The organism is Arthrobacter sp. N1 (assembly GCF_048288285.1).
Lineage (GTDB): Bacteria > Actinomycetota > Actinomycetes > Actinomycetales > Micrococcaceae > Arthrobacter_D.
This window is the reverse complement of record NZ_CP102608.1, coordinates 1,949,610-1,975,282: the sequence shown is the minus strand read 5'-3', so window position 1 is coordinate 1,975,282 and position 25,673 is coordinate 1,949,610. Positions and strand designations below refer to the sequence as shown.

Annotated in this window: 24 protein-coding genes, 4 tRNA genes and 1 other RNA gene; 17 read left to right on the top strand and 12 right to left on the bottom strand. The window is 69.2% G+C overall.

Features of this window, described 5'->3' with window-relative positions; all coding sequences use genetic code 11:
* The first annotated feature begins 49 nt into the window (after positions 1-49).
* Together NVV32_RS08985 and NVV32_RS08980 are read left to right on the top strand one after the other, a co-directional pair.
* Entirely contained in the window at positions 50-799 is a 750-nt protein-coding gene (locus NVV32_RS08985) for a zinc ribbon domain-containing protein (protein ID WP_422389902.1), read from the top strand.
* Positions 796-1,740, top strand: coding sequence for a reverse transcriptase-like protein (locus NVV32_RS08980; protein ID WP_422389901.1), 945 nt, complete (start codon positions 796-798; stop codon positions 1,738-1,740). The genes NVV32_RS08985 and NVV32_RS08980 overlap by 4 nt, the downstream gene beginning before the upstream one ends.
* A gap of 92 nt (positions 1,741-1,832) precedes the next feature.
* On the opposite strand, the gene NVV32_RS08975 is transcribed toward NVV32_RS08980, so the two are convergent.
* A complete protein-coding gene (locus NVV32_RS08975; protein WP_422389900.1) occupies positions 1,833-2,594 on the bottom strand; it encodes a YaaA family protein in 762 nt (253 codons plus the stop codon).
* 101 nt (positions 2,595-2,695) lie between these two features.
* Here NVV32_RS08975 and rnpB point away from each other — a divergent pair.
* The 3 genes from rnpB to NVV32_RS08960 all read left to right on the top strand — a co-directional run bounded on the left by rnpB (position 2,696) and on the right by NVV32_RS08960 (position 5,300).
* Positions 2,696-3,085, top strand: an RNA gene (gene rnpB / locus NVV32_RS08970) — RNase P RNA component class A.
* 182 nt (positions 3,086-3,267) lie between these two features.
* The gene (locus NVV32_RS08965) at positions 3,268-3,477 is read left to right on the top strand and encodes a hypothetical protein (RefSeq protein ID WP_422389899.1); all 210 of its coding nucleotides are present in this window, start codon (positions 3,268-3,270) and stop codon (positions 3,475-3,477) included.
* Positions 3,478-4,004: 527 nt separating this feature from the next.
* On the top strand, positions 4,005-5,300 hold the full coding sequence (locus NVV32_RS08960; protein ID WP_422389898.1) for an MFS transporter: 1,296 nt from the start codon (positions 4,005-4,007) through the stop codon (positions 5,298-5,300).
* Between the two features lie 57 nt (positions 5,301-5,357).
* Here NVV32_RS08960 and def read toward each other — a convergent pair whose 3' ends face one another.
* The 4 genes from def to orn form a co-directional block, all read right to left on the bottom strand.
* Positions 5,358-5,930, bottom strand: a complete 573-nt coding sequence (def, locus tag NVV32_RS08955) for a peptide deformylase (RefSeq protein ID WP_055773370.1) — start codon at positions 5,928-5,930, stop codon at positions 5,358-5,360.
* 4 nt (positions 5,931-5,934) lie between these two features.
* Positions 5,935-7,107: an acyl-CoA dehydrogenase family protein gene (locus NVV32_RS08950; RefSeq protein WP_422389897.1), complete on the bottom strand. Its 1,173-nt coding sequence runs from the start codon at positions 7,105-7,107 to the stop codon at positions 5,935-5,937.
* A gap of 153 nt (positions 7,108-7,260) precedes the next feature.
* A tRNA-His gene (locus NVV32_RS08945) sits at positions 7,261-7,333 on the bottom strand.
* A gap of 135 nt (positions 7,334-7,468) precedes the next feature.
* Positions 7,469-8,071 (bottom strand): oligoribonuclease, encoded by a 603-nt coding sequence (gene orn, locus NVV32_RS08940; RefSeq protein WP_422389896.1) that lies wholly within the window; start codon positions 8,069-8,071, stop codon positions 7,469-7,471.
* Between the two features lie 428 nt (positions 8,072-8,499).
* On the opposite strand from orn, the gene mptB reads away from it, so the two are divergent.
* The 3 genes from mptB to NVV32_RS08925 all read left to right on the top strand — a co-directional run bounded on the left by mptB (position 8,500) and on the right by NVV32_RS08925 (position 10,618).
* Positions 8,500-9,951, top strand: a complete 1,452-nt coding sequence (mptB, locus tag NVV32_RS08935) for a polyprenol phosphomannose-dependent alpha 1,6 mannosyltransferase MptB (RefSeq protein WP_422389895.1) — start codon at positions 8,500-8,502, stop codon at positions 9,949-9,951.
* A gap of 82 nt (positions 9,952-10,033) precedes the next feature.
* Positions 10,034-10,465 carry a DUF3224 domain-containing protein gene (locus tag NVV32_RS08930; RefSeq protein ID WP_422389894.1) on the top strand — a complete coding sequence of 144 codons (432 nt, stop codon included), beginning with the start codon at positions 10,034-10,036 and terminating at the stop codon, positions 10,463-10,465.
* Positions 10,466-10,545: 80 nt separating this feature from the next.
* A tRNA-Arg gene (locus NVV32_RS08925) sits at positions 10,546-10,618 on the top strand.
* A gap of 95 nt (positions 10,619-10,713) precedes the next feature.
* Here NVV32_RS08925 and NVV32_RS08920 read toward each other — a convergent pair.
* Positions 10,714-11,202 carry a DUF6098 family protein gene (locus tag NVV32_RS08920; RefSeq protein ID WP_422389893.1) on the bottom strand — a complete coding sequence of 163 codons (489 nt, stop codon included), beginning with the start codon at positions 11,200-11,202 and terminating at the stop codon, positions 10,714-10,716.
* Between the two features lie 218 nt (positions 11,203-11,420).
* Between NVV32_RS08920 and ssb the strand changes: the two genes are divergently transcribed.
* From ssb to ettA, 3 genes are all read left to right on the top strand, one after another.
* On the top strand, positions 11,421-12,011 hold the full coding sequence (ssb, locus tag NVV32_RS08915) for a single-stranded DNA-binding protein (RefSeq protein WP_422389892.1): 591 nt from the start codon (positions 11,421-11,423) through the stop codon (positions 12,009-12,011).
* A 57-nt stretch (positions 12,012-12,068) separates the two neighbouring features.
* Complete coding sequence (locus NVV32_RS08910) at positions 12,069-12,626, top strand: DUF6993 domain-containing protein (protein ID WP_422389891.1); 558 nt, start codon at positions 12,069-12,071, stop codon at positions 12,624-12,626.
* 99 nt (positions 12,627-12,725) lie between these two features.
* Positions 12,726-14,408, top strand: coding sequence for an energy-dependent translational throttle protein EttA (gene ettA, locus NVV32_RS08905; RefSeq protein ID WP_055773380.1), 1,683 nt, complete (start codon positions 12,726-12,728; stop codon positions 14,406-14,408).
* A gap of 113 nt (positions 14,409-14,521) precedes the next feature.
* Here the strand turns inward: ettA and NVV32_RS08900 are convergent, their stop codons facing one another.
* Positions 14,522-15,496, bottom strand: coding sequence for an acyl-CoA thioesterase (locus NVV32_RS08900; protein WP_422389890.1), 975 nt, complete (start codon positions 15,494-15,496; stop codon positions 14,522-14,524).
* A 170-nt stretch (positions 15,497-15,666) separates the two neighbouring features.
* Between NVV32_RS08900 and NVV32_RS08895 the strand changes: the two genes are divergently transcribed.
* The gene (locus tag NVV32_RS08895; RefSeq protein WP_422389889.1) at positions 15,667-16,131 is read left to right on the top strand and encodes an acyl-CoA thioesterase; all 465 of its coding nucleotides are present in this window, start codon (positions 15,667-15,669) and stop codon (positions 16,129-16,131) included.
* Positions 16,115-16,807 carry a hypothetical protein gene (locus NVV32_RS08890; protein WP_422389888.1) on the top strand — a complete coding sequence of 231 codons (693 nt, stop codon included), beginning with the start codon at positions 16,115-16,117 and terminating at the stop codon, positions 16,805-16,807. The genes NVV32_RS08895 and NVV32_RS08890 overlap by 17 nt, the downstream gene beginning before the upstream one ends.
* Before the next feature lie 357 nt (positions 16,808-17,164).
* Here the strand turns inward: NVV32_RS08890 and NVV32_RS08885 are convergent, their stop codons facing one another.
* The 4 genes from NVV32_RS08885 to pepN form a co-directional block, all read right to left on the bottom strand.
* Complete coding sequence (locus NVV32_RS08885) at positions 17,165-17,629, bottom strand: globin (protein ID WP_422392026.1); 465 nt, start codon at positions 17,627-17,629, stop codon at positions 17,165-17,167.
* 170 nt (positions 17,630-17,799) lie between these two features.
* Positions 17,800-18,549 (bottom strand): mechanosensitive ion channel family protein, encoded by a 750-nt coding sequence (locus NVV32_RS08880; protein WP_422389887.1) that lies wholly within the window; start codon positions 18,547-18,549, stop codon positions 17,800-17,802.
* 122 nt (positions 18,550-18,671) lie between these two features.
* Positions 18,672-19,157 (bottom strand): OsmC family protein, encoded by a 486-nt coding sequence (locus NVV32_RS08875; RefSeq protein WP_422389886.1) that lies wholly within the window; start codon positions 19,155-19,157, stop codon positions 18,672-18,674.
* Between the two features lie 178 nt (positions 19,158-19,335).
* Positions 19,336-21,888, bottom strand: coding sequence for an aminopeptidase N (gene pepN, locus NVV32_RS08870; protein ID WP_055771622.1), 2,553 nt, complete (start codon positions 21,886-21,888; stop codon positions 19,336-19,338).
* Positions 21,889-22,102: 214 nt separating this feature from the next.
* Between pepN and NVV32_RS08865 the strand changes: the two genes are divergently transcribed.
* Positions 22,103-22,573, top strand: coding sequence for a ribose-5-phosphate isomerase (locus tag NVV32_RS08865; RefSeq protein ID WP_055771534.1), 471 nt, complete (start codon positions 22,103-22,105; stop codon positions 22,571-22,573).
* Positions 22,566-23,444, top strand: coding sequence for an Fpg/Nei family DNA glycosylase (locus tag NVV32_RS08860; RefSeq protein ID WP_055771531.1), 879 nt, complete (start codon positions 22,566-22,568; stop codon positions 23,442-23,444). Before NVV32_RS08865 ends, NVV32_RS08860 begins: the two co-directional genes overlap by 8 nt.
* A gap of 89 nt (positions 23,445-23,533) precedes the next feature.
* On the opposite strand, the gene NVV32_RS08855 is transcribed toward NVV32_RS08860, so the two are convergent.
* Positions 23,534-23,604, bottom strand: a tRNA-Gly gene (locus tag NVV32_RS08855).
* Positions 23,605-23,718: 114 nt separating this feature from the next.
* Here NVV32_RS08855 and NVV32_RS08850 point away from each other — a divergent pair.
* Both NVV32_RS08850 and tig read left to right on the top strand, forming a co-directional pair.
* Positions 23,719-23,792: transfer RNA gene (locus tag NVV32_RS08850), tRNA-Pro, on the top strand.
* Between the two features lie 69 nt (positions 23,793-23,861).
* Complete coding sequence (gene tig / locus NVV32_RS08845; protein WP_422389885.1) at positions 23,862-25,457, top strand: trigger factor; 1,596 nt, start codon at positions 23,862-23,864, stop codon at positions 25,455-25,457.
* Positions 25,458-25,673 lie beyond the last annotated feature (216 nt).

Below are 25,673 nucleotides of genomic sequence, written 5' to 3'. Positions count from 1 at the left end.
GCCCCCGCCCGCCCGTCGTGCACCACCCGTCCCACCCTGGAGGTTTTCCGTGGCCAAGGCTGCTCCCGAGGAACAACTACGCCTGCTCGATCTGCAGGCCCTCGACTCGACCCTCAACAAGCTGTCACGCCAGGCGGCCGCCGCGCGCAGCAACCCCGAGCTGGGGATCGTCGGCGCCCGCGTCGCCGAGGTGGACGGGGAACTGGTCCGGGCCACCACGGAGCTCCGCGACCTCGAACGCGAACTCACGCGTGCGGAGGACGAGGTGCAGTCGGTGGTGACCCGGCTGGAGCGTGACGACAAGCGGCTCAACAGCGGAACCGGCTCGTCGAAGGACCTGACGGCGCTGCAGCACGAGGTGGCCTCCCTGACGAAGCGGCGTTCCGATCTCGAGGACGTCGAACTCGACGTCATGGAGCGCGTGGAGGCCGCGCGGTCCGCCCAGCTCGAGGTGCAGGGCAGGACCAACGGCGTGCGCGCCGAGCTGCGCGGCCTGGAGGAGGCCCGTGATGCCGAGCTGGCGGCCATCGACGAACAGCGTGGCTCCGTCCAGGCCCAGCGGGATGAGCTCGCCGCGACCTTCGACGCGCCGCTCCTGACGATGTACGAGCGGATCCTCGCGCGGCGCGGTGTCGGCGCCGCGCGCCTGTTCCACGGCAAGTCCGAGGGGTCGGGCATGCAGCTCAGCCCCGGCGACCTGGCCGACATCTCCGGAGCCGCCCCGGACGAGATCGTGCTGTGTCCGGATTCCGGCTGCATCCTCGTGCGGTCGAGCGACTGGGGGAACCAGCAGCCGTGACGGATCAGCAGTTGTTCGACCCCTACGAGCGGGACCAGCAGAGCGGGGAGACGGTGACGGGTGCCCCGGCGCGGCTCGTCGTCGAGGCCGATGGCGGCTCCCGCGGCAACCCGGGCCACGCCGGTTACGGCGCCCTCGTCAGGGATCCGGAGACGGGTCGGATCCTCGTCGAGAAGGCCGCCTACATCGGCAAGGCATCCAACAACGTGGCAGAGTATTCCGGCCTGGTGTCCGGTCTGGAACTCGCCCGTGAGATCAACCCGACCGCCTCCGTCCACGTGAAGATGGACTCGAAGCTCGTCGTCGAGCAGATGTCGGGTCGGTGGCAGATCAAGCACGCCGACATGCGGGTGCTGGCGGCGAAGGCACGGAAAGTGCTCGATCCGCGGCGTGTGAGCTACGAGTGGATCCCGCGTGAGCGCAACAAGGAAGCCGATCGCCTGTCGAACGAGGCCATGGATGCGGGCATGGCCGGAGTCGAGTGGACGCCACGTGCCCAGAAAACTCCCGTGGCCGCCGTCGAGCCCGATCCCACGCCCGCCGTGCCACGACCCGCCGGCAGGTTGCACCACGTCGAGGTCTGGACCGGTGATCTCGCCGGGTCGCGGGAGAGCCTCGGCTGGCTGCTCGAGCGGTTGGGTTTCCCGCAGCGTGAGTCCTGGCGGGACGGCACCAGCTACGGATCCGACGACTTCTATGTCGTGCTCGAGAGCGGTCCCGGCCTCGCGGCGGGACACCACGAACGCCGCCGCCCGGGCGTCAACCACCTCGCGTTCCACGCCGGCTCCACGGCGGACGTCGACCTCCTGGTGCGCCGCGCGGCGAGTCACGGCTGGTCGCTGCTCTTCCCCGATGAACATCCTCACGCAGGGGGCGCTGACCATTACGCCGCCTACCTCGAGAACGCGGAGGGGTTCGAGGTGGAGCTCGTCGCCGGTTGAGTGGTCCGCGAGGGGGACCGTGTACGCGGTGTACGCGGTGTACGCGGGGCGTCAGGACCGTCGTTCCGCCCGGGACACCGGGCCGTTGATGGTCAGTCGATGAGGATGGCGAGCTGGGCAGGCTTGCGTGCCGTCGCCGGAGTGAGCTCCGCCGACCACCGCTCCTGAGTGGCGCGCAGGAGCGCCTCCGGGGAGGTGGGAGCAGCGCCTCGCCGGGTCAGGAGGTGTCGCGCGAGTTCACCGCGCGTGTGCTTCGCGAAATGCGAGACGACGGTGCGCTTCCCCTTGCGGAGCTGGAAGACACCGACGGCGGCGGTCTGCTGCGGGGGTGGGACCCAGGCCGGCGTGTAGGTGCTGGATCTGCAGTCGACGATCAAGTCCGCACCGGCGCGCCCGGTCAGGGGGTCAGCAAGGTGCTGCTTCCAGTAGCTCGCCAGCCGCCCGATCCCGGGTAGGTCCACGGACATGGACAGGCGGTAGGCCGGGATACGGTCGCCGAGACCGATGGCTCCCCACAGGCCGGAGACGACGACGCACTGCTCGCGTGCACGGCGCTTCTGCACCGCGGTCATCGTGGCGTACCCGAGCGCGTCGTAGAGCACCCCGGAGTACACGTCGTGCGCCGGGGCGGCAGGGGCGGTCTCGAGGACCAGGTTCCGGCACAGGTCCTCCGCCAGCGATGCTCCGACGCCGAGGAGCGTGTGGGCGTCGTCGTGGGCGCTTGCCGCTTCCAGCCCTGTGAGGACAGTCCTGCGGGCGGCCGTGAGTCCGGGGAACGCGAGATCCTCGAGGACGAGGGGGTCCCCCCTCCGGGCTGCGGCTTTGCCTTCGGAGGGCGGGAGGAGGATCAGCACCGGTCCACCGTATCGGATGCCGGCGGGCCGGCCGCACGCGTGGACGGCCGCCTGCCTGCCGATCCGAGGAGCGGGGCCGAACCCCTAGAATGGATGACGGATGGGTCGACCAGGCGGCCGCGTTGAGCCCGCTTGCGGGCCACCGAGGAACGTCCGGGCTCCGCAGGGCAGGGTGGTGGGTAATGCCCACTCGGGGTGACCCGCAGGCCAGTGCCACAGAAAAGAGACCGCTCCCCACCACGCTCCGGCGTGGACGGGAGTAAGGGTGAAAAGGCGGTGTAAGAGACCACCAGCGTGCCGGGTGACCGGTGCGGCTCGGTAAACCCCACCCGGAGCAAGGCCAGACAGTGCGCGTCCGAGGGCTGCCCGCCCGAGTGCACGGGTAGGCCGCTGGAGGGCGTCGGTAACGGCGTCCGTAGATGGATGGTCGCCACTCGCACAGCGGCAACGTCGTGCGATGACAGAACCCGGCGTATCGGTCGACCCATCCCCCGACCACCCGGAGAGCTGCAGGAACCCGACGACGAGCGTGGGCCCCACGTGCTGACCTGGGTGATCACTGCGCAGGTGACTGGAGGGACCGGATCCGTGCGGGCGCACCTCACCGACGAGCCCGGGGCATCCAGGATCGGCCGCCGCGTGCCGGCGGCACCGGCTCGACTACGCTGGACAGATGGCGAAAACGCACCCGTGGCCCCGCGTGACCTTCATCCTGGGAGCCTCGCTGATAGCGCTCGTCATCGCTGCCCGCCGGCTCGGCTGGGGGACCGGCGACGGCGACGAGGGTCCGGCTCTCTGGCTCGCGCTGCTCTTCATCGTCGGAGCCGTACTTCTTCTCGCCGTCCTGGTCCGAACAGCGGTCCTCGTCCGCCGACGGAAGTGACACATCGGCGCAATGGGCGCGCCGCCCGTTGTCCATGCCCGCCGAGCGGCCTACTGTGTGAGGACCGCCGCGGGTCTCGTACGCAAGCGCGACGGTATGAACGGGCCGGCTTACAGCTGGGGCTTCGGGGCCGGTCCGTTCGCCTCGGTCCCTCACGCGACGGAGGCAGCAGAGCGGTGGACCCGAGCAGCGCATGAAACGGTCCCCCGTACCCGGTCTCAAGAGGTAGGGGGACCGCCCGGCGTCTATAGCCGCCTCGAAGGGGCGTCGACCGCGATGCTGCTGGGGGAACGATCGCGGGATGACCCTCCACCTCCATGGTCCGCCCCTGCTGCGGCCACGGCAATCGGGAGACGCCGCTCTTCGCCAGGGGAGAAACCGGGAACTTCCAGCCGACGGCACAGTTTGATTGCCGAGGCGAATGATTATCGGTGGAACGTGCTCGCCCGTCAAGGGTGGCTGAAGTCCTGGCTCCGAATGGCGGTGCTTCGGCGGGAGCCCTACAGCGGCTCGGTTATGGTGTTCGAATGAGCGCTGGGGGTATGCAGGAGCGACGACTCGTCGCGCGCAACCGCAACTTCCGCGCCCTCCTCGTCTCGAGCACCTCCGGCGTCCTGGGGAACGCGGTGGCCGCCGTGGCACTCCCGATCATCGCGGCCGTCGAACTGCAGGCCAGCAACTTCGAGGTCGCGGCTCTTGCCGGTATGACCTTCCTCCCGTGGCTGGTGCTCGGACTCCTGATCGGTGTCTGGGTGGACCGGCTGCCGCGGAAGCCCGTGATGATGGCCGCCCTCGCGGTGCGCGTGCTCGTACTCGGCCTGCTGCCGATCGGGTACTGGCTCGATTTCCTGTCCACGCCCCTCCTCTTCGTCGTCGCCTTCGTCGCGGGCATCGCCTCCGTCTTCTTCCAGCTGGCTGATGCCGCCCTGGTCCAGCAGGCGGTCACGCCGGACGAACTCATGGAGGGCAACGGCCTCATCACCGGAACGGGGGCCGCAGCGGACGCCGCCGGTCGCGCGATGGCAGGGTGGCTGACCACGTTCGCCGGTGCTTCCAACACCCTCCTGGTGCAGTTGACCGCGTCGATCGTCTCGCTCCTCGCGGTACAACGGCTCGACGTGAGGGAGGTGGTGCAGCCGCCGGCGAAGCGTCCCATCCTCAGGGAGATGGCGGACGGGTTGCGCTACACGTTCAGCACCGCGCCCCTGCGTGCGCTCCTCCTCAATGCCGCCCTGTGGAACCTCGGCGGGAACATCGCCGCGTCCCTCCTCGTGCTCCTGGTGCTCCGCACGCTGGGTGAGTCCGAGATCTGGCTCGGTCTGCTCCTCGCCGCAGCGTCGGTCGGTGGGGCCGTCGGAGGGGTCACCGCGAACGCCCTGGGGGAGCGTATCGGCTCCGGTCCTCTCTGGCGGTGGTCCATGGTGCCGGGGGTCCTCGGGTACGCATCGCTGCTGGTGCTCTCGCCCGGGTGGGGCATGCTCTGGGGCCTGCTCGGCATGTTCGTCATGGGAGCGAGCGTCTCGTGGAACATCGTGGTGGGATCCAGCTTCCGCCAACGCGTGTGCCCGCCAGGCATGATGGGTCGGCTCGGCGCCGCGTCCCGGACGGTCAGCTGGGGCATGCTCGCCCTCGCCAGTCTCCTGGCGGGTGTGCTCGCAGAGTCGATCGGGATCAGGGAGGCGATCCTCGTCGGCGTCGTGATCGCCTGCTCGGCGCCACTCGTCGCCCTGCTGGGTCCACTCAGGGGGGTCACGCGCCTCGAGGACCTCGTCGAAGCGCCCGCACCGATGGGTCAGGAGCACACTCCGAAGTCCTCGTCCTGACACCCGCTCACCGAGCGATCGATCGAACCGGGCGGAGCGGCGCGGTCTGCAGCGCGATCAGTGACCGAAGGGGTCCGGATCCACCCCGGGCATCCAGGTGAGCCCCGCGATACCCCACCCGTTGGCTTTCACGGCCTTCCTGGCCCGGCGCGTGTGCTTCGCGTTGAGCCGGTCCACGTACAGTTTCCCGTCCAGGTGGTCGTTCTCGTGCTGCATGCACCGGGCGAACCACCCCGTCGCCTCGAACTCCACGGGAGCCCCCTCGCCGTCGAAGCCGGAGACCCGCACCCAGTCGGCGCGCTTGAGCGGAAACGCTTCACCCGGAACGGAGAGGCATCCTTCCGACTCCTCGTCGGGGTCGGGCTCCGAGCCCGGGATCTTCGATGTGACGAGCGTGGGATTCACGACGACGCCCCGTGCCGGCACGTCGTCGTCGTTCTCCATGCCGTAGACGAAGATCCGCAGGCCGACGCCGATCTGCGGCGCCGCGAGACCGACCCCGTTGGCGGTGTCCATCGTCTCGAACAGATCGGCGATCAGGGTACGCAGTGCGTCGTCGAACGCCTCGACGGGCCGGGCGCGCTGATGCAGGACCGGCTCACCGGTGATCGTGATGGGGTGGACGGTCATGGGACTACCTCTTCCGTGCGGCGCGGTCCGCGATCGTGCGACCGATGGACTCGCGCATGATCTCGCTGGTACCGCCGAAGATCGTCAGCAGCCGCGCGGCCAGGAAGGCCTGCGCCACGGGGTACTCCAGGATGTAGCCGTACCCGCCGTGCAGCTGCAGGCAGCGGTCCGTGATCGATTTCGCCCGTTCGCCGGCCCACAGCTTCGCCTGCGCTGCAGCGGTGGGGGTCAGGCTCCCGGCGTTGAAGGCGAGGACCGCCCGGTCCACGAAGGTCTCCGTCACCTCGACCTCGGTGAGGATGTCGGCGAGGACGTGGCGGGTGTTCTGGAAATCGAGCACCCGTTCACCGAAGGCGCTCCGATCCGTCACGTAGCGGACGGTCTGCTCGTAGGCCGCCCGGGCGAGGGCGGCTGCCGCGACGGCGATACCCAACCGGCCCTGGGGGATCTGCTCGAGGCTGTAGCGGAGGCCCTGCCCCACCTCGCCCACGAGGTCCGTCCCGGGGACCCGCACGTTGTCGAAGAACAGCTCGGCCGTGTCGGAGGCGTGGAAGCCCATCTTGTCGAGTTGCCGGCCCGGCGTGTATCCCTCGCCCTTACGCACCATGAACAGGGAGAACGAGTCGCTGGCCCCGCGACCGGAGCCGCCGTCGGTCCTCGCGAGGACGAGTGACGCGTCCCCGCTGATCCCGTTGCCGATGAAGACCTTCTGGCCGCTGATGAGCCAGTCGTCGCCGTCGCGCACCGCCTTGGTGCGGATCCCGCGCAGGTCGCTGCCGGCTCCGGGTTCGGTCCATGCACAGGAGGTCACGATCTCCCCCGAGACCATCCCGGGGAGCCAGCGTTCCTTGAGGTCGTCGGAGCCGTGCGCGAGCAGGTGGGGGAGGACCAGATCGTCGTGGAGGTGGAACGCCAGGCCCACGGAGAGATGGTTGCTGCGGGCGAATTCCTCGTCGAGGACGGACCGGAAGCGGTAGTCGGGCATGCCGGCTCCGCCGAATTCCTCGGGGACCGCCAGGCCGAGCAGGCCCTGCTCCCCGGCGGCCGTCCACACCGAGCGGTCCATCATGTGCTGCCTGTCCCAGTCCGCGTAGTGCGGTGCGACGGCGCGCTCGTTGAACTCGCGGGCGACGTCGCGGAAGAGCTCGTGATCCTCGTCGAACACTGTGCGTTCCATGGTGGGTCCTTCGGTGCTCTCGGCCGCCGGGGCCGCCGGCCTGTGCAGGCTGCGTCCGGGAGGCGTGGGCGTACGGGGTCCGGAAAATGCGGATGCCGCCCCGGACGATCTCCGGGACGGCATTCGTGGTCAGGAATCAACCTGACGACTGAGGGTGAGTAACGGGGGTTGAACCCGCGACCTCCTGGACCACAACCAGGCGCTCTGCCAACTGAGCTATACCCACCATGTGCTTCGCTGTCCGGTCCGGTGAGAACCTTCGTCCGGACTGGCTGCGAAAGGCAGCGGATACAAGTTTACACACTTTTCGGAGTGCTCCGGACAGCGCCCGCCGACGCCGCGTCGGCGCCGCCGGGCGGGGTCAGGAGACGATGCCGCGGGCGATCGCCTTGCTGATGGCCGAGTCGGGTCCGGGCGCGGGAACGAAGACGGCGGCCCGGTAGTAGCGCAGCTCCCGGATGGAGTCCTCGATGTCCCCCAGGGCCCGGTGGCCGCCCGTTTTGGCCGGCGACTGGAAGTAGGCGCGGGTGTACCAGCGGCGGGCCAGCTCCTTGATCGTGGACACGTCGATGATCCGGTAGTGCAGGTGGTCGGTCACGAGGGGCATGTCACGCAGGAGGAAGTTCCTGTCCGTGCCGACCGAATTGCCCGCGAGCTGGGCCTTGCGGGGTTCGGGGACGTGGGTCCGGATGTAGTCGAGGACCTGCTGCTGCGCGTCCTCCATGCTGATACCGCCGTCGAGCTCCTCGAGGAGGCCGGAGGTGGTGTGCATGGTGCGCACGAAGTCGCCCATCTGTTCGAGGGCCTCCGGCGCCGGCTTGATCACGACGTCCACACCGTCGCCGAGGATGTTGAGCTCGGCGTCCGTGACGAGCACGGCGACCTCGATCAGCGCGTCGTTCGTGAGGTCCAGGCCCGTCATCTCGCAGTCGATCCAGACGATGTGTTCATTCGATATCGGCATTCGACCAATGTACCGTCCGCCGACGACGCGCTTCGCGGAGGCACGGGTCGGTCCGCGGGAGAGGCGCGGCGCGCCCCGTGGCGGGCAGCCGGAGCGGCAGCGGACCGGACCGCTTATGGCCGTCGGGCACGGGATGCGGGCCCCTGTCGACGCGCCGCCGAGGACGGCGGCTGCCGGTCCCGGAGCTCCACCCGGTGCTAATATTCGAACAGTTCGCTCAGGGCTGCGGGGAGATCTGGGTAACCCTGCTGCTTCCGGTACAGGCACCGATGTGCCCCGCGCCAGGCCGTCGCCGGCCGGCCGCCTGAGGACATGGGCGTTCGACGCCGACTCATGCCTGCCGACGATTGGATTCCCCAGATGCCCGCCCAGCTCCCCGCCCTGCAGGTCGAGACGCGCCGGGCCCCAACCGGCCGAACGTCGCGATCGTGCAGGGGTTCGTCGGGTCGCTGATGATGTGGATGGGCTCCCTCGGGGTCGGCTGGCTGTCCCTCGCGTCGGTGGAGCTACGACGCAACCCCGTCATCATCTGGCTGCGCTTCGAACCGGTGGGCGCGGTGCTCTCGGTCCTGCTCCTCGCCCTCGGCGGGATGCTGCTGATCCGCGCGTGGCTGCGCCTGGGCCAGCGGTTGAACGGTTGGTCCGACGAGACGCGTCCGTACGTGCTCAAGGCCATCCTCGCCTGGACCGTCCCGCTCGCTGCGTCGCTGCCCCTCTTCAGCCGCGACGTCTTCGCCTACATCGCGCAGGGCCAGGTCATGATCGCCAAGCTGAATCCCTACCGGGACGGCTACTCGCAGATCTCCAACTACCTGCAGATCGGCGCCGACGACCTGTGGGCACAGAGTCCGACGCCCTACGGTCCGGTGTTCCTGTGGATCGAGGAGGGCATCGTCCGCGTCACGGGCGGCTACCCGGACACGTCGATCATCCTGTTCAGGGTCGTGGCGCTGTTCGGCGTCGCACTGTGCATCTATTTCGTCCCGAAGCTCGCGGCGCTCCACTCCATCAACGCGACCCGAGCCCTGTGGCTGACCGTCGCCAATCCGCTTTTCCTCATCAATTTCGTCGCCGCCATCCACAACGACTCCCTGATGATCGGGCTGGCACTGGCCGGCCTGTACCTGTGCGCGACGAAGCGACCCCTGCTCGGGATCCTCCTCATCACGCTGTCCGTCGGCATCAAGCCGATCACCCTCATCTTCCTGCCGTTCGTCGGCCTCATGTGGGCAGGCAAGGGTGCCTCCTGGCCCCGGAAGTTCCTCTACTGGTTCATGACGGCCGGCCTGTGTCTCGGCATCCTCTGGATCATGGGGCTCATCAATACGTTCGGGTTCGGCTGGGTCGGTGCACTCAGCACCCCGGGGAGCGTCTGGATCTGGTACGCGCCGGTCGGCTTCATCGGACTGGTGATCGCGACCCTCGGCAATGCCGTCGGCCTCAGCGGGTGGGACTTCGCCAACGCCTTCCACACCGTTGCGCGCATCGCCTCGCTCGTGATCATCGCGATCCAGGTGTTCCGCGGGGACCACAGCCGGCTCGTCCGGCGACTCGCGTTCGCCTTCGCCGCCATCGTGCTGCTGGCCCCCATGATCCAGTCCTGGTACGTCGTCTGGCTGATCCCACTGTTCGCCGTGACCGGGATCCGGGACGACTGGCAGGTCAAGTTCCTCTACTTCACGGTGGCGTTCTTCATGGTCTACGCCATCTCGGACCAGCTCGACATCTTCCCCTACTTCGATCTCAGCCTGACGGTGGCGCGGCAGGTGGCGGCCGTCGTCGCGCTCGGGTTCGCGCTGTACCTCGTGTTCCTGGACCGCAGCACCAAAGTGCTCTTCCGACGGCGGTACAGTCCGCTTGCCCCGGGTCAGCTGCACTGATCCGACGTCGGCCGGGGTGTCGAGGCGGGACGGATCGGGGGTCGCGCGAGCGGGGGAGGCGCGGAACGGCGATACTGGACCGATGACCGATACAGGAACGACGGCGTACACCGGCGAGTACGAGATCAGCGAGTGGGTCGCGGAGCCGTACTCCGAACCCGGAAGCACCGGCGAGCTCTCCCGTGTGCGGGCCGCGAAAGTCTTCGAGGGCGAGATCAGCGGAACGAGCACCGCAGAGCTGCTGATGGCAGGGAACGACGTCGGAGCCGGCTATGTGGCGTCCGAACAGTTCGTCGGCTCGATCGGCGGGCGCACGGGCACGATGACCGTGCAGCACTGGGGGGTCGCAGAGGGCGCCGACGCTGCGAGCTCCGGGCACATCATCCCGGGATCCGGGACGGACGGACTGCGAGGCATCTCCGGGAAGGCCGTCTACTCGCAGGACCCTCACGGCCAGCACCGCCTCGAACTGCGGGTGACCTTCACGGCCGAGGCCGCCGTCGACGACGAATGATGTCGTGGCAGCCCGTCGCCGCCGGCGTATGGCCATCGACCCTGAGCGGTCCCGGGCGGCCATAGTAAACTCGGGGTACTGCCTCCGTAGCTCAGGGGATAGAGCAGGGGCCTTCTAATCCTCTGGTCGCAGGTTCGAATCCTGCCGGGGGCACTCAGGGGCCGGGCGTGCGCGTCCGGCCCTTGCCATGTCCTGGTGGAACTGTCTTCGCTGTTGGCCGGGTCCCTACGACCCGGATGAATTCTCGGCTAGGGCTGGTTCCCGGCGTTGAATCGCTCGTCGTACACCCGTCCCGCCTCGCACAGCAACCGATCGCTGATGCGCCCGAGGGGCACCACGTCCGTGAGCAGCGGCTCGCAGTCCGGTCCGCGGCCGACCGGCAATCCGCTGAGGATCCAGGCGTACCGCTCCTCCTGCTCGGCGAGATGCCGGTACTGGCAGATCTGCCGTGCGAGCCAGTCCTCCAGGGGGCGCGTCCACCAGTCCTCCGGGGTGAGCGGATTGACCGAGAGCCCGGGCAGCGTCAGGCCGCTCTCCCCATCCCTGCTCGTGGACGTCCTGTCTGCCGCGAAACCGCACGAGTAGCGGAGGTAGACGGGACCCGAATCCTCGACCAGCCCGGCGAGCTGCTCGAGGCTGTCGACGACCCTTTCCTCCGTCCTGATGTAGGAGCCGGTGGGGGCGGCGTCGCGTGCCTCGGGGTGGTGGGCGCTGTCGACGGATGCTGCGGTGTCCATGCCTCCACGGTAGGAAACCGGTCGCCGGCCGTTCAAGACATCGCTCCGACCCGGGAATGACTTCCACGGCCTGGATCGGTGGGCTAGGAAGGGTCGGCGACCGTTCGCCGCCTTCGGTTGTCAACATAGCGCCCGTTGCTCGGCGACCGCATGGCAGACCGTCCCACACTGGACCCGGACCGGGCGCCCGGCACTCCATCTCAACCGAAGGGAACATCATGACCGACATCATCACCGTGCGGGGCTACGTCGCCACCGAGGTCCGGCTGACACTGGCGCAGAGCGGGCTGCCCATCACGGGCTTCCGGATGTGCTCCACGGAACGACGCCTCGACAGGGAGACGGGCACCTGGGTCGACGGCCACACGAACTGGTACTCCGTCTCGATGTTCCGTCAGCTCGCCACCAACGCCGGCGCGAGCATCAAGAAGGGTGACCGCGTCATCGTCAGCGGACGACTCAAGGTCCGTCCGTGGATCAACGCCGACGGCCGCACGGGAACGTCGGTCGAGATCGATGCCGACACGGCTGGCCACGACCTGATGTGGGGCACGGCGAACTTCAGGCGGACCAGCGCCGACCGGAGCGATCCCTCCGCCGGGGCCGAGGACCGGCGGAGGGAGGACACCGCGGACCAGGACGACGCCGGCGCGCTGCCGGACGGCGTCGATCCTGTGACGGGGGAGCTGTTCGACCCGGCGACGGAACCCGAGGCGACGGACGCCGCGGAGGACGGTGCGGCGCCCACGGACGGCCGCGTGGGCACAGCACGCGACGACCTCGTCGACGCGACGTCCGTCCCGTTCTAGGGACCATGCCCGCTGCGGGAGAGCGGCCGGCGGTCAGACGCGTGGCAGGATGAGGGCGTGAGTCGCCGCCTCCCGATCAGACCGCCGTCCGCGCTGTGGCGCATCCTCACGGTGTCGGCGGCACTCGCCGTGGGTGTCACCGCCTGCACCGCCCCGCCCGATCCGGGCGCCGGGCCGATCAGCAACCCGGCATCGGACGCAGCGGAGGGGACGCCGAGGCCCGGCGCTGCGGTGGGGGCACCGTCCGACGGTTCCTCCTCCGGTGTGCTTTCGCCGGAGGGGACGAGCCCCACGGCGACGGCGGCCGGGGACGCCATGGGTGTCGCGGAAGCCGTCAGGTCCTCCCTGCAGGCACTCGCCGACGGCCAGGACCCGGTGACCCGGGATCAGGTACGCGCGGCGATCGAGCAGGGTTTCGCCGACGGGGGGACCGTCCCGGAACGGGTCGAGGTGTCGGTCGACCGGACCCCCACAGGGCTCGACGTCGACGCCATCCAGGGCGCCGGGCTGATCGGGGACCGATGCGTCGTGGGGGAGGTGCGCGAGGGCGCCGTCTCGGCGGTGGTGCTTCCGGTCCTCGCCACGGGCCTCTGCTTCGTCGGGGATCAGCGCTGACGCAGCAGAGGCGCGCTGCAGGTCATGGCCGACCGGCCGTGGCGCGGGGAGTTTCCGTCGAGTGGGAGAACTCGCCCGGCACGCACTAGCCTTAGGACCATGGCGGAATTTATCTACACAATGACCAAGGCCCGCAAGGCCGTTGGCGACAAAGTAATCCTCGACGATGTCAGCATGTCCTTCTTCCCTGGTGCGAAGATCGGCGTCGTCGGCCCGAACGGTGCCGGTAAGTCCACCATCCTGAAAATCATGGCCGGCATGGACACCCCCTCGAACGGTGAAGCCCGCCTGTCACCCGGCTACAGCGTCGGGATCCTCCTGCAGGAGCCTCCCCTCAACGAGGAGAAGACCGTTCTCGGCAACGTCCAGGAGGGCGTGGGCGAGATCTACGGCAAGATCCAGCGCTTCAACGAGATCTCCGACGAGATGGCGAACCCGGACGCGGACTACGACACCCTGCTGGACGAGATGGGCAAGCTGCAGGAGGCCATCGACGCTGCGGACGCGTGGGACCTCGACTCCCAGCTCGAGCAGGCCATGGACGCTCTTCGCTGCCCGCCGCCGGACGCGGACGTCACCGTCCTCTCCGGTGGTGAACGTCGACGCGTAGCGCTGTGCAAGCTGCTGCTCCAGAAGCCCGATCTTCTCCTGCTCGACGAGCCGACCAACCACCTGGACGCCGAGAGCGTGCTCTGGCTCGAGCAGCACCTGAAGTCCTATGCCGGTGCAGTCCTCGCCGTGACCCACGATCGCTACTTCCTCGACCACGTGGCCGAGTGGATCGCCGAGGTGGACCGCGGCCACCTCTACCCCTACGAGGGCAACTACTCGACGTATCTCGAGAAGAAGCGCGCGCGTCTCGAGGTGCAGGGCAAGAAGGACCAGAAGCTGTCGAAGCGCCTCTCCGAGGAACTCGAATGGGTCCGCTCGAACGCCAAGGGCCGCCAGACGAAGTCGAAGGCGCGTCTCAACCGCTACGAGGAGATGGCGGCGGAGGCCGACCGCACCAGGAAGCTCGATTTCGAGGAGATCCAGATCCCGATGGGTCCACGCCTCGGGAGCCAGGTCATCGAGGCGCACAACCTGAAGAAGGGGTACGACGGCCGCGTCCTCATCGACGGACTGTCCTTCTCCCTCCCGCGGAACGGCATCGTGGGGGTCATCGGCCCCAACGGCGTCGGCAAGACCACGCTGTTCAAGACCATCGTGGGGCTCGAGGAGCTCGACGGCGGAGAGCTGCGCATCGGTGATTCCGTGAAGATCTCCTACGTCGACCAGTCACGTGGCGGCCTCGATCCGAACAAGTCGCTCTGGGAGGTCGTGTCCGACGGACTCGACTTCATCCAGGTCGGGCAGGTCGAGATGCCGTCGCGGGCCTATGTCTCGGCCTTCGGTTTCAAGGGTCCTGACCAGCAGAAGAAGGCCGGCGTCCTCTCCGGTGGTGAGCGCAACCGGCTGAACCTCGCCATGACCCTGAAGCAGGGCGGAAACCTCCTGCTCCTCGACGAACCGACCAACGACCTCGACGTCGAGACGCTCTCGAGCCTCGAGAACGCCCTGCTGGAATTCCCCGGCTGTGCCGTCGTGGTCTCGCACGATCGCTGGTTCCTCGACCGCGTGGCGACGCACATCCTCTCCTACGAGGGCACGGAGGAGGACCCCGACAACTGGTACTGGTTCGAGGGCAACTTCGACGCGTACGAGCAGAATAAGGTGGAGCGTCTGGGCGCCGACGCGGCGAAGCCGCACCGGGTCACGCACCGCCGCCTGACGCGTGACTGACGGACGGCTTGCCCCGACCGTGGTCGGGCGTACGCACAGGTCGGACGGCGTCGCGCGTTGACGATCGCTGACGGACGAGACGCCGGTCCGGCCGGCATGACTCCGCCTGGTGGTCAGTCCCGCGGGATGCGGATCATGCCCTCCTGCGCCACGCTGGCGACGAGTTCTCCGCCCCGGTTGTAGATGCGGCCGGCGGCCAGCCCCCGCGCGCCGGACGCACTCGGCGAACTCTGCACGTAGAGGAGCCACTCGTCGACCCTGACCGGCCGGTGCCACCACATGGCATGGTCGAGGCTCGCCACACTCATGCCGGGCTGGATCCAGCTGAGCCCGTGCGGTCGCAGGATCGATTCGAGCAGGGTGTAGTCGCTCGCGTAGGCGAGGGCGGCGCGGTGCAGGTCGGGATCGTCCGGCATCGGGCCGAGGCTGCGCATCCAGACGGCGTTCCGCGGTTCCTTCGAGCCCTCGTTGGTGAGATAGAGGGGCGCGTCGATGTGCCGGATGTCGAAGGGGCGCTCGTAGGCCCAGGCCCGCGCGACCGGATGGTCGAACCCGCCGAGGAGGTCCGCCGTCGTGGGCAGGTCCTCCGGATCGGGTACGCCGGCCGGCATCGGATCCTGGTGCTCCACGCCGTCGTCGGGCTCCTGGAAGGACGCGATCATGGACAGGATGGGGACGCCGTTCTGATACGCGTGGGTGCGCCGGGCGGAGAAGGAGCGTCCGTCCCTCAGGCGCTGGACCCCGAAGGTGATGGGCTTGTCGGCGTCCCCGGCACGCAGGAAGTACCCGTGCATCGAGTGGACGTCCCGCGTCGGTTCGACGGTGCGCATGGCGGCGATCAGGGACTGCGCGAGGACCTGACCGCCGAACACCCTGCGGCTGGGCTGCCGTGCGGAGGTGCCGACGAAGATCTCCTCGTCCGTCTGGGCACCCTCGGCCGGGCTCAGGTCGAGCAGGTCGAGGAGGGCCGCCGTGGGATCCGTCACGGAGTCCGACGACCCGGCGGCGGTCTCCTCTCCCGGCGACTCCGACGTGCCGGACGGTCCTGCCGCTCGCGGTGCGGTCGCGCGGGGCCGGTGTTCTGCCATGGTTCGGGGTCTCCTCGGGACGGGTGCTGTGGGAGCGACGGCTCCCTGACGTCTTCTGACAGTAGACGCCGACCCTGCGGCGCTCAACACCGCTGCTTGCCCTCCGGTCGTCGACGAGGCCGGCGCCCGCGGATTGGATTCGGTGTGGCTGCCTTTGCGAGGATGAGGTCATGTCCACGGTCCACACCCTTCCCCTCCACCTGCGCTTCGGCGACGAGGACTCCTACGGCCACGTCAACAACGTTCGCTACTTCCAGTTCCTCGAGGACGCCCGCGTGCAGCTCATGAGCCGTCCGGCCGGCGGGCTCTCCTTCATGGACACCGTCGACCCGGACCACTACACACTGGTGGGCCGGCAGGAGATCGAATACCTCGCGCCCCTGAACTTCAGCACGGTCCCGGCGGCGGTGGATCTCTGGACCACCGCTGTCGGGGTGTCCAGCTTCGACCTCGGCTACGCGGTGCGGGACCGCATCGGGCCGGCGGGGAGTGTGACCAGTGCCATCGCAGCAACCACCATGGTTCTCGTGAGTCGCAGCACGGGCCGGCCGGTCCGCCTGTCCGGGACCCAGAAGGACATCCTCGGATCGTGGCAGGGCGAGCCCGTCCCCTTCCGTCGTGCGCGTGCCAGGTAGCGACGTCGTGCCCGATCCCGTGCTCCGATTCGCCGACACTCCGACCGTTGCCGATTTCCGCACGTTCAGCGCACGGGCCAGGGCGAACGACGACGGCGGCATGCGCCTGGTCGCCTCGGGTCCGGTCCTCGCCGCGTACGTCCGCACCCTCGGCCCGACCGTCCTCGGCGAAGCGTTACCCACGGTCCTCGGCCTGAGGACCATGGCGCTCGATGCCGCCCACCCTTTGATCGGTCCGGTGGACACGACCGTCGCGCTCGGGTCGGTGCTCGACCGCCTCGCCCGGATGCAGGACGGCGACCTGGCGTTCACGCTTCCCACGGTGACGGTCACGGAGGCCTGGGCGGGCGTCCTGCCGCCGCGATCGGGCTGGACGCCCGTCGGCTCGATCCCCAACAGCCTCCTGGAGCAGGCTGCACGGAACGGTATCGGCGAGGTGGCCAGAAGCCTTCCCGACCGTGCAGGGGCACCCGTTGTGAGCAGCGCCCGCGCCGCGGTGTGGGGCCGGGAGCTCGACGGTGTGCCGGGATCGGTCGCCGCGGGAGCGGCGTTCGGTGCGTTCAGCCTCGGCTTCCTCGATCCTGAGGGCGATGCGACGGTGCACACGAACGGTCGTTGGTCCCGCGTGAGCACGGGCCGCGGCCACATCCTGGTCCGGGCCGCAGCGCTCTTCTGACCGGTCGTCGGGAGCCGGCGTCAGGCCGCAGCGGCGCGTGTCTGCGCAGGCGCCGGTCACAAGGGGGCACCCCTGGGGCACAACCCGCGCCCGTGGTGATGACCGGCCCATCGCGTCACAACCGTCCCCACGCGCTGTCACGACCGTCCCCACGCGCTGTCACGACCGTCCCCACGCGCTGTCACGACCGTCCCAACGCGCTGTCACGACCGTCCCCACGCGCTGTCACCCAGTGTCACGCGATGCGATGCCACGCGGTGCCCACCGGGTGCGGCGGGGATCGCCGCCGAGCTCGACGAAGGAAGGCGCTTCTCGGCCGGGGGGGGGGGGGGGCGCTGTCAGTCGGCTGCGTTGACGTCAGTCGGCCGCGTTGACCATCGAGTGGGCGGCCCGGTCGAGGTAGTCCCACAGGGTGGCCTCGTGCAGCGGAGCGAGGTCGAGCGCGTCGACGGCCGACCGCATGTGCCGGAGCCAGTGGTCCCGTGCCTCGGGCCCGACGCGGAACGGCATGTGCCGCATGCGCAGCCGCGGATGGCCGCGTTGCTCGCCGTAGGTCTTCGGACCGCCCCAGTACTGCTCGAGGAACAACAGGAGCCGTTCCTTGGCGGGGCCGAGGTCCTGCTCCGGGTACATCGGACGGAGGACCTCGTCCTCGGCCACGCCGTCGTAGAACACGTCGACGAGGCGCACGAAGGTCGGATGGCCACCGATCGCGTCGTAGAAGTTCTCCGTGTACTCGGGCTGGCTGAAGGTCTGCCCGGCGGCGACCAGCCGCTCGACCGGGAGGGCTGCCCGACCGCCGGCCGACGGCGAGAGGGGCATGGACGTCGGGGATCCCTGCGGGCGCGCGTCGGACCGGCGTCCTTCCGGCTCCGGTATGCCTGGTCGGCGCGGCTCCTGCCCGTTCGGCTCCGGCGGAGGCGACGCGGGGTCCGAACCGGCGCGCTCCGCACCTGCCGGCGGCTGGGCGACGCCGTCGGGCGTTGGGCCGCTCATGCCCGACCCTCCGGTGAGGAGGCCGCCGGAGGGGCGGCGAGGGTTGTGGGTGAGGAAGCCGCAGGAGCGGCAGCAACGGCGGCCCGCGAGGACGCAGGCGAGGACGCAGGGGCGGTACCGGGTGCCGCCGCGTCGGCGGCAGGGGAGATCGGGGGATCGGCGGGAGGTGCCACGTAGTCGCCCTGCGAGCGGTTGCCCACTTTGGTGATGTCGCCGTTGCGGACGTACCAGATGGCCCCGTCCTCGTCGATCATGCGGGTGATGCGCAGACCGAGCGACTGGACGACGCCGACGGTGTCGCCCACCTCGATCGTGTCACCGATGCCGTACTGGTCCTCGATGGTGATGAAGAACCCCAGGAAGGCGTCGCGGATGACCTCGCGGGCGCCGAAGCCGATCGCGATACCCACGATGCCCACGCTCGCGAGGATCGGTCCGATGTTGAAGCCCAGCGTGTCGATGGCCATGAGGATCGCCACGATCGCGATGGTGCCGGCGGTGACGCTGGAGAGGAGGCCGCCGATCGTCTCGGCCCGCTGCACGCGGCGCGCGCTGTCGAAGGGTCGGAGAGCCGGCTGGGCCCACTTGAAGTGCGGCTTCTTGAAGACGCTGTACCCGTTCTGCACCCGGGTGACGGCCCGGGTGATCAGGTAGCGGACCACGAGCCAGAGCAGCAGTGCGCCGATCAGGACGATCAGCGCGCCGAGGATCTGGCCGCCGTAGCCGAGGGAGGGGAGGAAGGTCATGGAATCGCTTTCGAGCAGGCGCCGTGGGGTCCGCCCGGAGGGGTAGGCGCGGGGTGCCTTAACAGGCTACAGCCGCGCCGCGGTCCACCCGCGACCGCGGCCCGGCCGGCGGTCGCCCGCTCCTACGCCGCACCCGCCGGTCCCGAGGAGGTCGGTTCGTGATGGACGGGGAACGAGACCGACCGCGCGATGAAGCACAGGCGGTTCGCCTCGGCGTGCAGGGTGTCCGCCAGCGGGGTGTGGTCGGCATCGGCGAGTTCCACATGCGGTCGGAGGATGATCGCGGTGAATTCCCCGCTGCCGTCGCGGTTGAGCCGCATGGTTCCTTCGGGTGTGTCCGAGTAGGCGGTGACCACCACTCCTGCCTTGACCGCCACATGGAGGTAGGAGAGCATGTGGCACTGCGCGACGGCGGTCAGCAGCAGCTGCTCCGGGTTCCAGCGGTCCCGGGAACCGTGGAAGGTGGGATCGGCCGTGCCGAGCAGCAGGCCCGGTCCGTCCACCTCCACCTGGTGGTCCCGGCTGTAGGTGCGGTAGCCGGTGGTGCCCGGCCCGAGGTTGCCCGTCCAGCGGAGGCGGGCGGAATAGCGGTGTTCCTGCAGGTTCATGGTCCGACCCTAGTCCGACCCTAGTCCGCCGTCGTCGCGCCTGCCCGACCTGAGAGCCGCTCGCGGCACGCCTGCCCTGCGCCTCCGGGCCTGACGCGCGGACGCGAACGGGGAGGACCGGTCCGGTCCTCCCCGTCGACGGGATGCACGCCCGCAGGGGATACGACCCGCGTCGTGGCTACCTGTCGGCTGCCTGCGCGGTCAGCGCCCGGACCACGCCGTCACGGCTCTCGAGCACGAGCCGCCGCAGCGAGGGTGATGCGTCGCCGAGCCCGGCGAGGAAGGCATCGGTCCGGTCGAGGGTGTCCTGGGTGGTCAGCAGCGACGGATAGAGCCCGACGACGATCTGCTGGGCGATCTCGTGCGTGCGGGTGGCCCACACGTCCCGGATGGACGCGAAGTACCGGTCGGCGAACGGCTCGAGCAGCGAGCGGTCGTGCACCCGGGTGAAGCCGGAGATCATCGAGCGCTGCGTGGCGTTCGGCAGGTCGGTCGACTCCACGAGGGCCGACCACGCGGCGTCCTTCGCAGCTGCGGTCGGGAGAGCCGCCGTGGCCGCTGCAGCGGCCAGCTCGCCCGTCGCCGTCGAATCGCGTCCGAGTTCGGCCTCGATCTCCGCGGTCCCGTAGCGGCCGCCGACCACCAGGCTCGTCACCAGTTCCCAGCGGAGGTCCTGGTCGACGGTGATGCCCTCGGGCACGGTGACTCCCGTCAGCATCGCCTCGACGGTGTCGAGGTGCGCCGACGTGCGGGCGTGCGAGGAGAACGCGCGGGTGAACTGCAGCTGGGCATCGGACCCCGGATCGGCGGTCAGGGCGAGCTCGAGGAGGCTGTCCGCCGCGGCATCGCCCATCGCCTCCCTGTCCTCCGGCGTGACGTAGAAGGTCAGGGTCGAGGCGAGCTGGCGCAGCAGGACGAGGACCACCGACGAGTCCGATTCCGCACCGATGTTCTGCAGTACGAGCTCCACGTAGTCGCGGGCCGGCGTCTCGCCGTCACGGGCGGCATCCCAGGCGGAGGCCAGCACCAGGGTCCGGGGGAGCGAGTCCCTGAAGTCCTTGACGTGGCGGACCGAGGTGCGCAGCGATGCCGGGTCGAGACGGATCTTGGCGTAGGCGAGGTCGTCGTCGTTGAGCAGGACGAGCGCCGGCTGCCGCTGTCCCACGAGCTCCGGCACCTCCGTGCGCTCGCCGTCGACGTCGAGCTCCACCCGGTGCACCCGCACCAGCGCGCCGTCGTCGTCGTGGTCGTAGAGGCCGACGGCGAGGCGGTGCGGTCGGATGGTGGGGAAGGCCTCGATGGCACTCTGCACGATGGCGAACGAGGTGAAGGCGCCGTTCCCGTCCGTCTCGAACTCTGGACGCAGGGTGTTGACCCCTGCGGTCTCGAGCCAGAGGGCTGACCACTCCTTCAGGTCGCGGCCGCTGGCTGCCTCGAGCTCGGAGAGGAGATCCACCAGTTCCGTGTTCTTCCACGAGTGCTTCGCGAAGTACTGGCGTACACCCTGCATGAACTCCTCCTGGCCCACCCAGGCCACGAGCTGCTTGAGCACCGAGGCGCCCTTGGCGTAGGTGATGCCGTCGAAGTTGACCTGCACGTCCTCGAGGTCGTTGATCTGCGCGACGATCGGATGGGTGCTCGGCAACTGGTCCTGCCGGTACGCCCAGCCCTTCTCGAGGATGGTGAAGGTGGTCCACGCCTGCGTGAACTCGGTCGCCTCGGCGGCGGCGAGGGTGGACATGAACTCGGCGAAGGACTCGTTGAGCCAGAGATCGTTCCACCACCGCATCGTGACCAGATCACCGAACCACATGTGGGCCAGTTCGTGGAGGATCGTGATGGCGCGGCGCTCGACGGTCGCGTCGGGCACGCGTGAGCGGAACACGTACGTCTCGACGAAGGTGACGGCGCCGGCATTCTCCATGGCACCCGCGTTGAACTCGGGGACGAACAGCTGGTCGTACTTCTCGAACGGATAGGGGGCGCCGAACTGCTCCTCGTAGAACGCGAAGCCCTGCCGTGTCAGCGCGAAGATGTTCTCCGCGTCCATGTACTGCATGAGGGACTTGCGGGCGAAGACGCCGAGCGGGATGGTGCGGCCGTCGGAACTCGTCAGCTCGCTGCGCACGGACTGGTAGGGGCCGGCGATCAGGGCGGTCACGTACGAGGACATGACCGGTGTCGGTTCGAAGTACCAGGTGGACGCCGCCCCGCCGTCGGCGGCGGACACCGCCTGGACAGGCTCCGGTGTGGTCGAGTTCGAGATGACGTCCCAGTGCGACGGCGCCGTCACCGAGAAACGGAAGGTGGACTTGAGGTCCGGCTGCTCGAAGACGGCGAACACCCGCCGGGAATCGGGCACCTCGAACTGCGTGTAGAGGTACACCTCGCCGTCCACGGGGTCCGTGAAGCGGTGGAGCCCCTCGCCCGTGTTCATGTAGGGCATGTCGGCCTCGACGACAAGGCGGTTGCTCGCGGACAGCGACGGCAACTGGATGCGGACGCCGTCGGCCACTGCGGCGGGGTCGAGGCTCACGCCGTTGAGCTCGACGCGGTGGACCGTGTCCGTCACGGCGTCGATGAACGTCGATGCGCCCTGCTGCGCATCGAAGGTGACCACGGTCGTCGACCGGAAGAGGCGATCGCCGCGGGTCAGGTCGAGCGTGACCTCGTAGGAGTGGACGGTGAGCAGATCGACGCGCGTGCGTGCTTCGTCGCGCGTCAGGTTCAGACCGGGCAAGGATCGCCTCCAGGGTGGGGTACGGGTACGTCGCGTGTGATGCGGGTTACGCGGCGCTCCGATTCTCTCACTCCGCCGGTGAGCTCGCGCGCGTGGTCGGCCCCGCCGGCAGCGGACTAGGCTGGCATCGTCCCACCTCCACCGCCGGGACCCCTGCCCGGTCGCCGCCGGGCCGACCGGCGCCCTCCAGAAGGAACAGATCGCCATGCGCGTCCACCTCGCCACCGACCACGCCGGCATGGAGCTCAGTGCCCACCTCCTCTCCCACCTCGTCCGGGCCGGGCACGAGGTCATCGACCACGGCCCGACGTCGTACGACCCGGAGGACGACTATCCCTCCTTCTGCATCGACGCGGCAGCGGCCGTCGTCGCCGACCAGGCGGCGGGCGTCGAAGCGCTCGGCATCGTCCTCGGGGGTTCGGGCAATGGCGAGCAGATCGCTGCCAACAAGGTGCGCGGGATCCGGGCGGCGCTTGCGTGGAGCCTCGATACCGCCCGCCTCGCGCGGCAGCACAACGACGCCAACGTGGTGGCCGTCGGCGGGCGGCAGCACTCGGTGGACGAGGCGACCGCCATCATCGAGGCCTTCCTGGCCGAACCCTTCAGCGGGGCGGAGCGGCACAGCCGCAGGATCGCCCAGGTCACCCGCTTCGAGGAAACGGGCAGCGTTGCCTGAGGGCCACTCGGTCCACCGCCTGGCGAAGCAGTTCACCTCCGTCTTCACCGGTGCGCGGCTCGCCGTCTCCAGTCCGCAGGGTCGGTTCGCCGCCGGGGCGGAGCAGCTCGACGGCGCAACCCTCGTCAGCGCGCTCGCGCACGGCAAGCAGATGTTCCTGCGGTTCGACAACGACCGCGTCCTCCGGATCCACCTCGGTCTGTACGGCGCGTGGAGCTTCGGCGGGGACGCCACGTTCCGCGGAGCCTCGAGCATCGGTGCACCCCGCCGCGTGGGGGAGTCGGAGCAGCCCTCCGACGGCGGCCCGGCGGCCTATGCGGGACCACCGGACCCGGTGGGTGCGGTGCGCGTCCGCCTCGTGTCCGATCACGGCTGGGCCGATCTCCGTGGACCGACGGCCTGCGAGGTGATCACCGCCGCGGAGGAGAAGGTGGCCCGGGCCAAGCTCGGCCCGGATCCGCTCCGGCCCCGGCCGGACGGATCGGCCTTCGTCACGAAGGTCATGTCGAGCATCACGCCCGTCGGGATCCAGCTCATGAACCAGGCGGTCATCGCGGGGATCGGCAACATCTACCGCGCAGAGGTGCTGTTCCTGCAGGGCATCAACCCCTGGCGCCCGGGCAAGCAGCTGAGGGAGGACGAGGCCCTGGGGATCTGGGCCGATACCGTCCGGCTCATGAGGGACGGAGTCCGCGAAGGGCGCATCATCACGACGACGGTCGAGGCGCGGAACGGACGGCCGAAGCGATCCGCCCCCACCTATGTCTACAAGCGGACGGGCGAGCCCTGCCGTCGCTGCGGCACGGCGATCCTCAGCGCGGAGATGGCGGCCCGCACGGTCTACTGGTGCCCGTCCTGCCAGGCCGACTGACGCCGCGGGGGATGCGGGGGATGCGGCATGCGCAGCTTAACGAGGAACACCCGGACCAGGGGTCCGGGTGTCTGCCGTGTCGGGCGATGAGGGGATGACGGGAATCGAACCCGCGTAATCAGTTTGGAAGACTGAGGCTTTACCATTAAGCTACATCCCCGCAGCGGGCCCCTGGCGGAGCCCCGTGGAACGCCTACAACTACACCACAGCGGCCGCGCGATCACCAAATGTGCGAGCCGGCCGCAAAGATGCGTAGACTGACACTCGCACTTACGGGGTGTAGCTCAGCTTGGTAGAGCGCCTGCTTTGGGAGCAGGAAGTCGCAGGTTCAACTCCTGTCACCCCGACTCTGTCATGTGATGAGGAAAGTGCCTCCGCTGCAGAACCGAATCCAATCATCTCAGGAGTCCTACGCTGTGAAGAGCGCTGTTGAAACCCTTTCCCCCACCCGGGTGAAGCTGAACGTCGAGGTCCCCTTCGAGGAACTGAAGCCCAGCATCGACGAGGCCTACAAGACCATCGCCACCCAGGTCCAGGTTCCCGGGTTCCGCAAGGGCAAGGTTCCCCAGCAGCTCATCGACCAGCGCGTCGGCCGCGGCTACGTCATCGAGACCGCCGTCAACGACGGCCTGAACGGCTTCTACCAGAGCGCTGTGCAGGAGACGGGCATCCGCCCGCTCAGCCGGCCCGAGGTCGAGATCACCGAGGTGCCTGACCCGTCCAAGAAGGACGGCCAGCTGGCCTTCACGGTCGAGCTGGACATCCGCCCCGAGATCGAGCTCCCCGACTACAAGGGACTCGAAGTCACGGTCGAGCCCGTCGAGGCGTCGGACGAGGACATCCAGAAGGCCATGGACGAGCTGCGCGGCCGCTTCGGCACGCTCACCGCCGTCGACCGCCCCGCGAAGGACGGCGACTTCCTCACCATCGACCTCACCGCATCGGTGGAGGGTGACGAGGTCGACGCCGCCCAGGACCTCTCGTACCAGATCGGTTCCGGCACCATGCTCGAGGGCATGGACGAGGCCGTCACGGGCCTGTCCACCGACGAGGACGCCACGTTCGAGACGACCCTGGCCGGCGGCGAGCACGCAGGTGCCGCGGCGCAGGTCAAGGTCGTCGTCAAGGCCGTCAAGGAGCGCGAGCTCCCCGAGGTCGACGACGAGTTCGCCCAGCTGGCATCGGAGTTCGACACGGCCGATGAACTGCGCGCCGATCTCGCCAAGCAGGCCTCCGAGTCCAAGCTCATGGATCAGGGCGTCGAGGCCCGCGACAAGGTGCTGGACCTGCTGGTCGAGCTCGTCGCCGTGCCCGTTCCCGAGAGCGTCATCGACGAGCAGCTCGAGCAGCACTTCAACGGTGAGAACGCCCACAGCGCCGGCGAGGACCACGACACCGAGGAACACCGCGCGGAGGTGCGCAGCAACACCGAGCGCGCCTTCCAGAACGAGGTCATCCTCGATGCGGTCGCCGAGACGGAAGAGGTCGGTGTCAGCCAGAGCGAGCTGATCGACTACATCGTCTCCACGGCCGGCCAGTACGGCATGGAGCCCAACCAGTTCGCCCAGATGCTGGATCAGAGCGGCCAGGTGCCGATGATCGTCGGCGAGGTGCGCCGGCGCAAGGCCCTGGCCAAGGTCCTTGAGTACGCGACGGTCACGGACACCAACGGCGCGGCCATCGACCTGACCGAATTCGTCCGCCCGGCCGGCGACGAGCCCGAGACCATCGAGGTCGACGACGTCGACACCGAGCAGGGTGCGGCCGAGGACCTCCAGGCCGACGAGACCGCGGACGCGGTCGAGGCCCCCGTCGAAGAGGCCCCCGTCGAAGAGGCCGCCGCCCCCGAGGACGCCGAGGTCGTCGAGGACACCGCGCCCGCAGAGGTCGTCGAGGACACCGCGCCCGCAGAGGTCGTCGAGAAGCCCGCCAAGAAGGCACCGGCCAAGAAGGCTGCGGCCAAGAAGCCCGCGGCCAAGAAGCCCGCGGCGAAGAAGCCCGCCGCCGAGTAGTAGCCACGCACGACCGTCAGCGGTGTCGCAGCCCCCGGGCAGCGGCACCGCTGATGTGCTTAAGCCCTCGGCGAGCGGACGGGGGCCCTGGGCGAACGCCTGCCGGGGCTCGGCCGCGCGACCGTGCGCCGTCAGCGAACAGTTCACGGAGCGGGAGCAATTCGTCGCCGCAGCGGGTTAGTGTCCAAGGAGAGACAAACGGACGGGTCGGCCGAC

Bases quoted from the DNA above. Each gene is read 5' to 3' on its own strand.
- NVV32_RS08965 (WP_422389899.1), top strand. From the start codon at position 3,268: ATGGCGAAAACGCACCCGTGGCCCCGCGTGACCTTCATCCTGGGAGCC.
- NVV32_RS08960 (WP_422389898.1), top strand. From the start codon at position 4,005: ATGAGCGCTGGGGGTATGCAGGAGCGACGACTCGTCGCGCGCAACCGC.
- def (WP_055773370.1), bottom strand. From the start codon at position 5,930: ATGACCGTCCACCCCATCACGATCACCGGTGAGCCGGTCCTGCATCAG.
- NVV32_RS08950 (WP_422389897.1), bottom strand. From the start codon at position 7,107: ATGGAACGCACAGTGTTCGACGAGGATCACGAGCTCTTCCGCGACGTC.
- orn (WP_422389896.1), bottom strand. From the start codon at position 8,071: ATGCCGATATCGAATGAACACATCGTCTGGATCGACTGCGAGATGACG.
- NVV32_RS08930 (WP_422389894.1), top strand. From the start codon at position 10,034: ATGACCGATACAGGAACGACGGCGTACACCGGCGAGTACGAGATCAGC.
- NVV32_RS08920 (WP_422389893.1), bottom strand. From the start codon at position 11,202: ATGGACACCGCAGCATCCGTCGACAGCGCCCACCACCCCGAGGCACGC.
- ssb (WP_422389892.1), top strand. From the start codon at position 11,421: ATGACCGACATCATCACCGTGCGGGGCTACGTCGCCACCGAGGTCCGG.
- ettA (WP_055773380.1), top strand. From the start codon at position 12,726: ATGGCGGAATTTATCTACACAATGACCAAGGCCCGCAAGGCCGTTGGC.
- NVV32_RS08900 (WP_422389890.1), bottom strand. From the start codon at position 15,496: ATGGCAGAACACCGGCCCCGCGCGACCGCACCGCGAGCGGCAGGACCG.
- NVV32_RS08895 (WP_422389889.1), top strand. From the start codon at position 15,667: ATGTCCACGGTCCACACCCTTCCCCTCCACCTGCGCTTCGGCGACGAG.
- NVV32_RS08885 (WP_422392026.1), bottom strand. From the start codon at position 17,629: ATGCCCCTCTCGCCGTCGGCCGGCGGTCGGGCAGCCCTCCCGGTCGAG.
- NVV32_RS08880 (WP_422389887.1), bottom strand. From the start codon at position 18,549: ATGACCTTCCTCCCCTCCCTCGGCTACGGCGGCCAGATCCTCGGCGCG.
- NVV32_RS08875 (WP_422389886.1), bottom strand. From the start codon at position 19,157: ATGAACCTGCAGGAACACCGCTATTCCGCCCGCCTCCGCTGGACGGGC.
- NVV32_RS08865 (WP_055771534.1), top strand. From the start codon at position 22,103: ATGCGCGTCCACCTCGCCACCGACCACGCCGGCATGGAGCTCAGTGCC.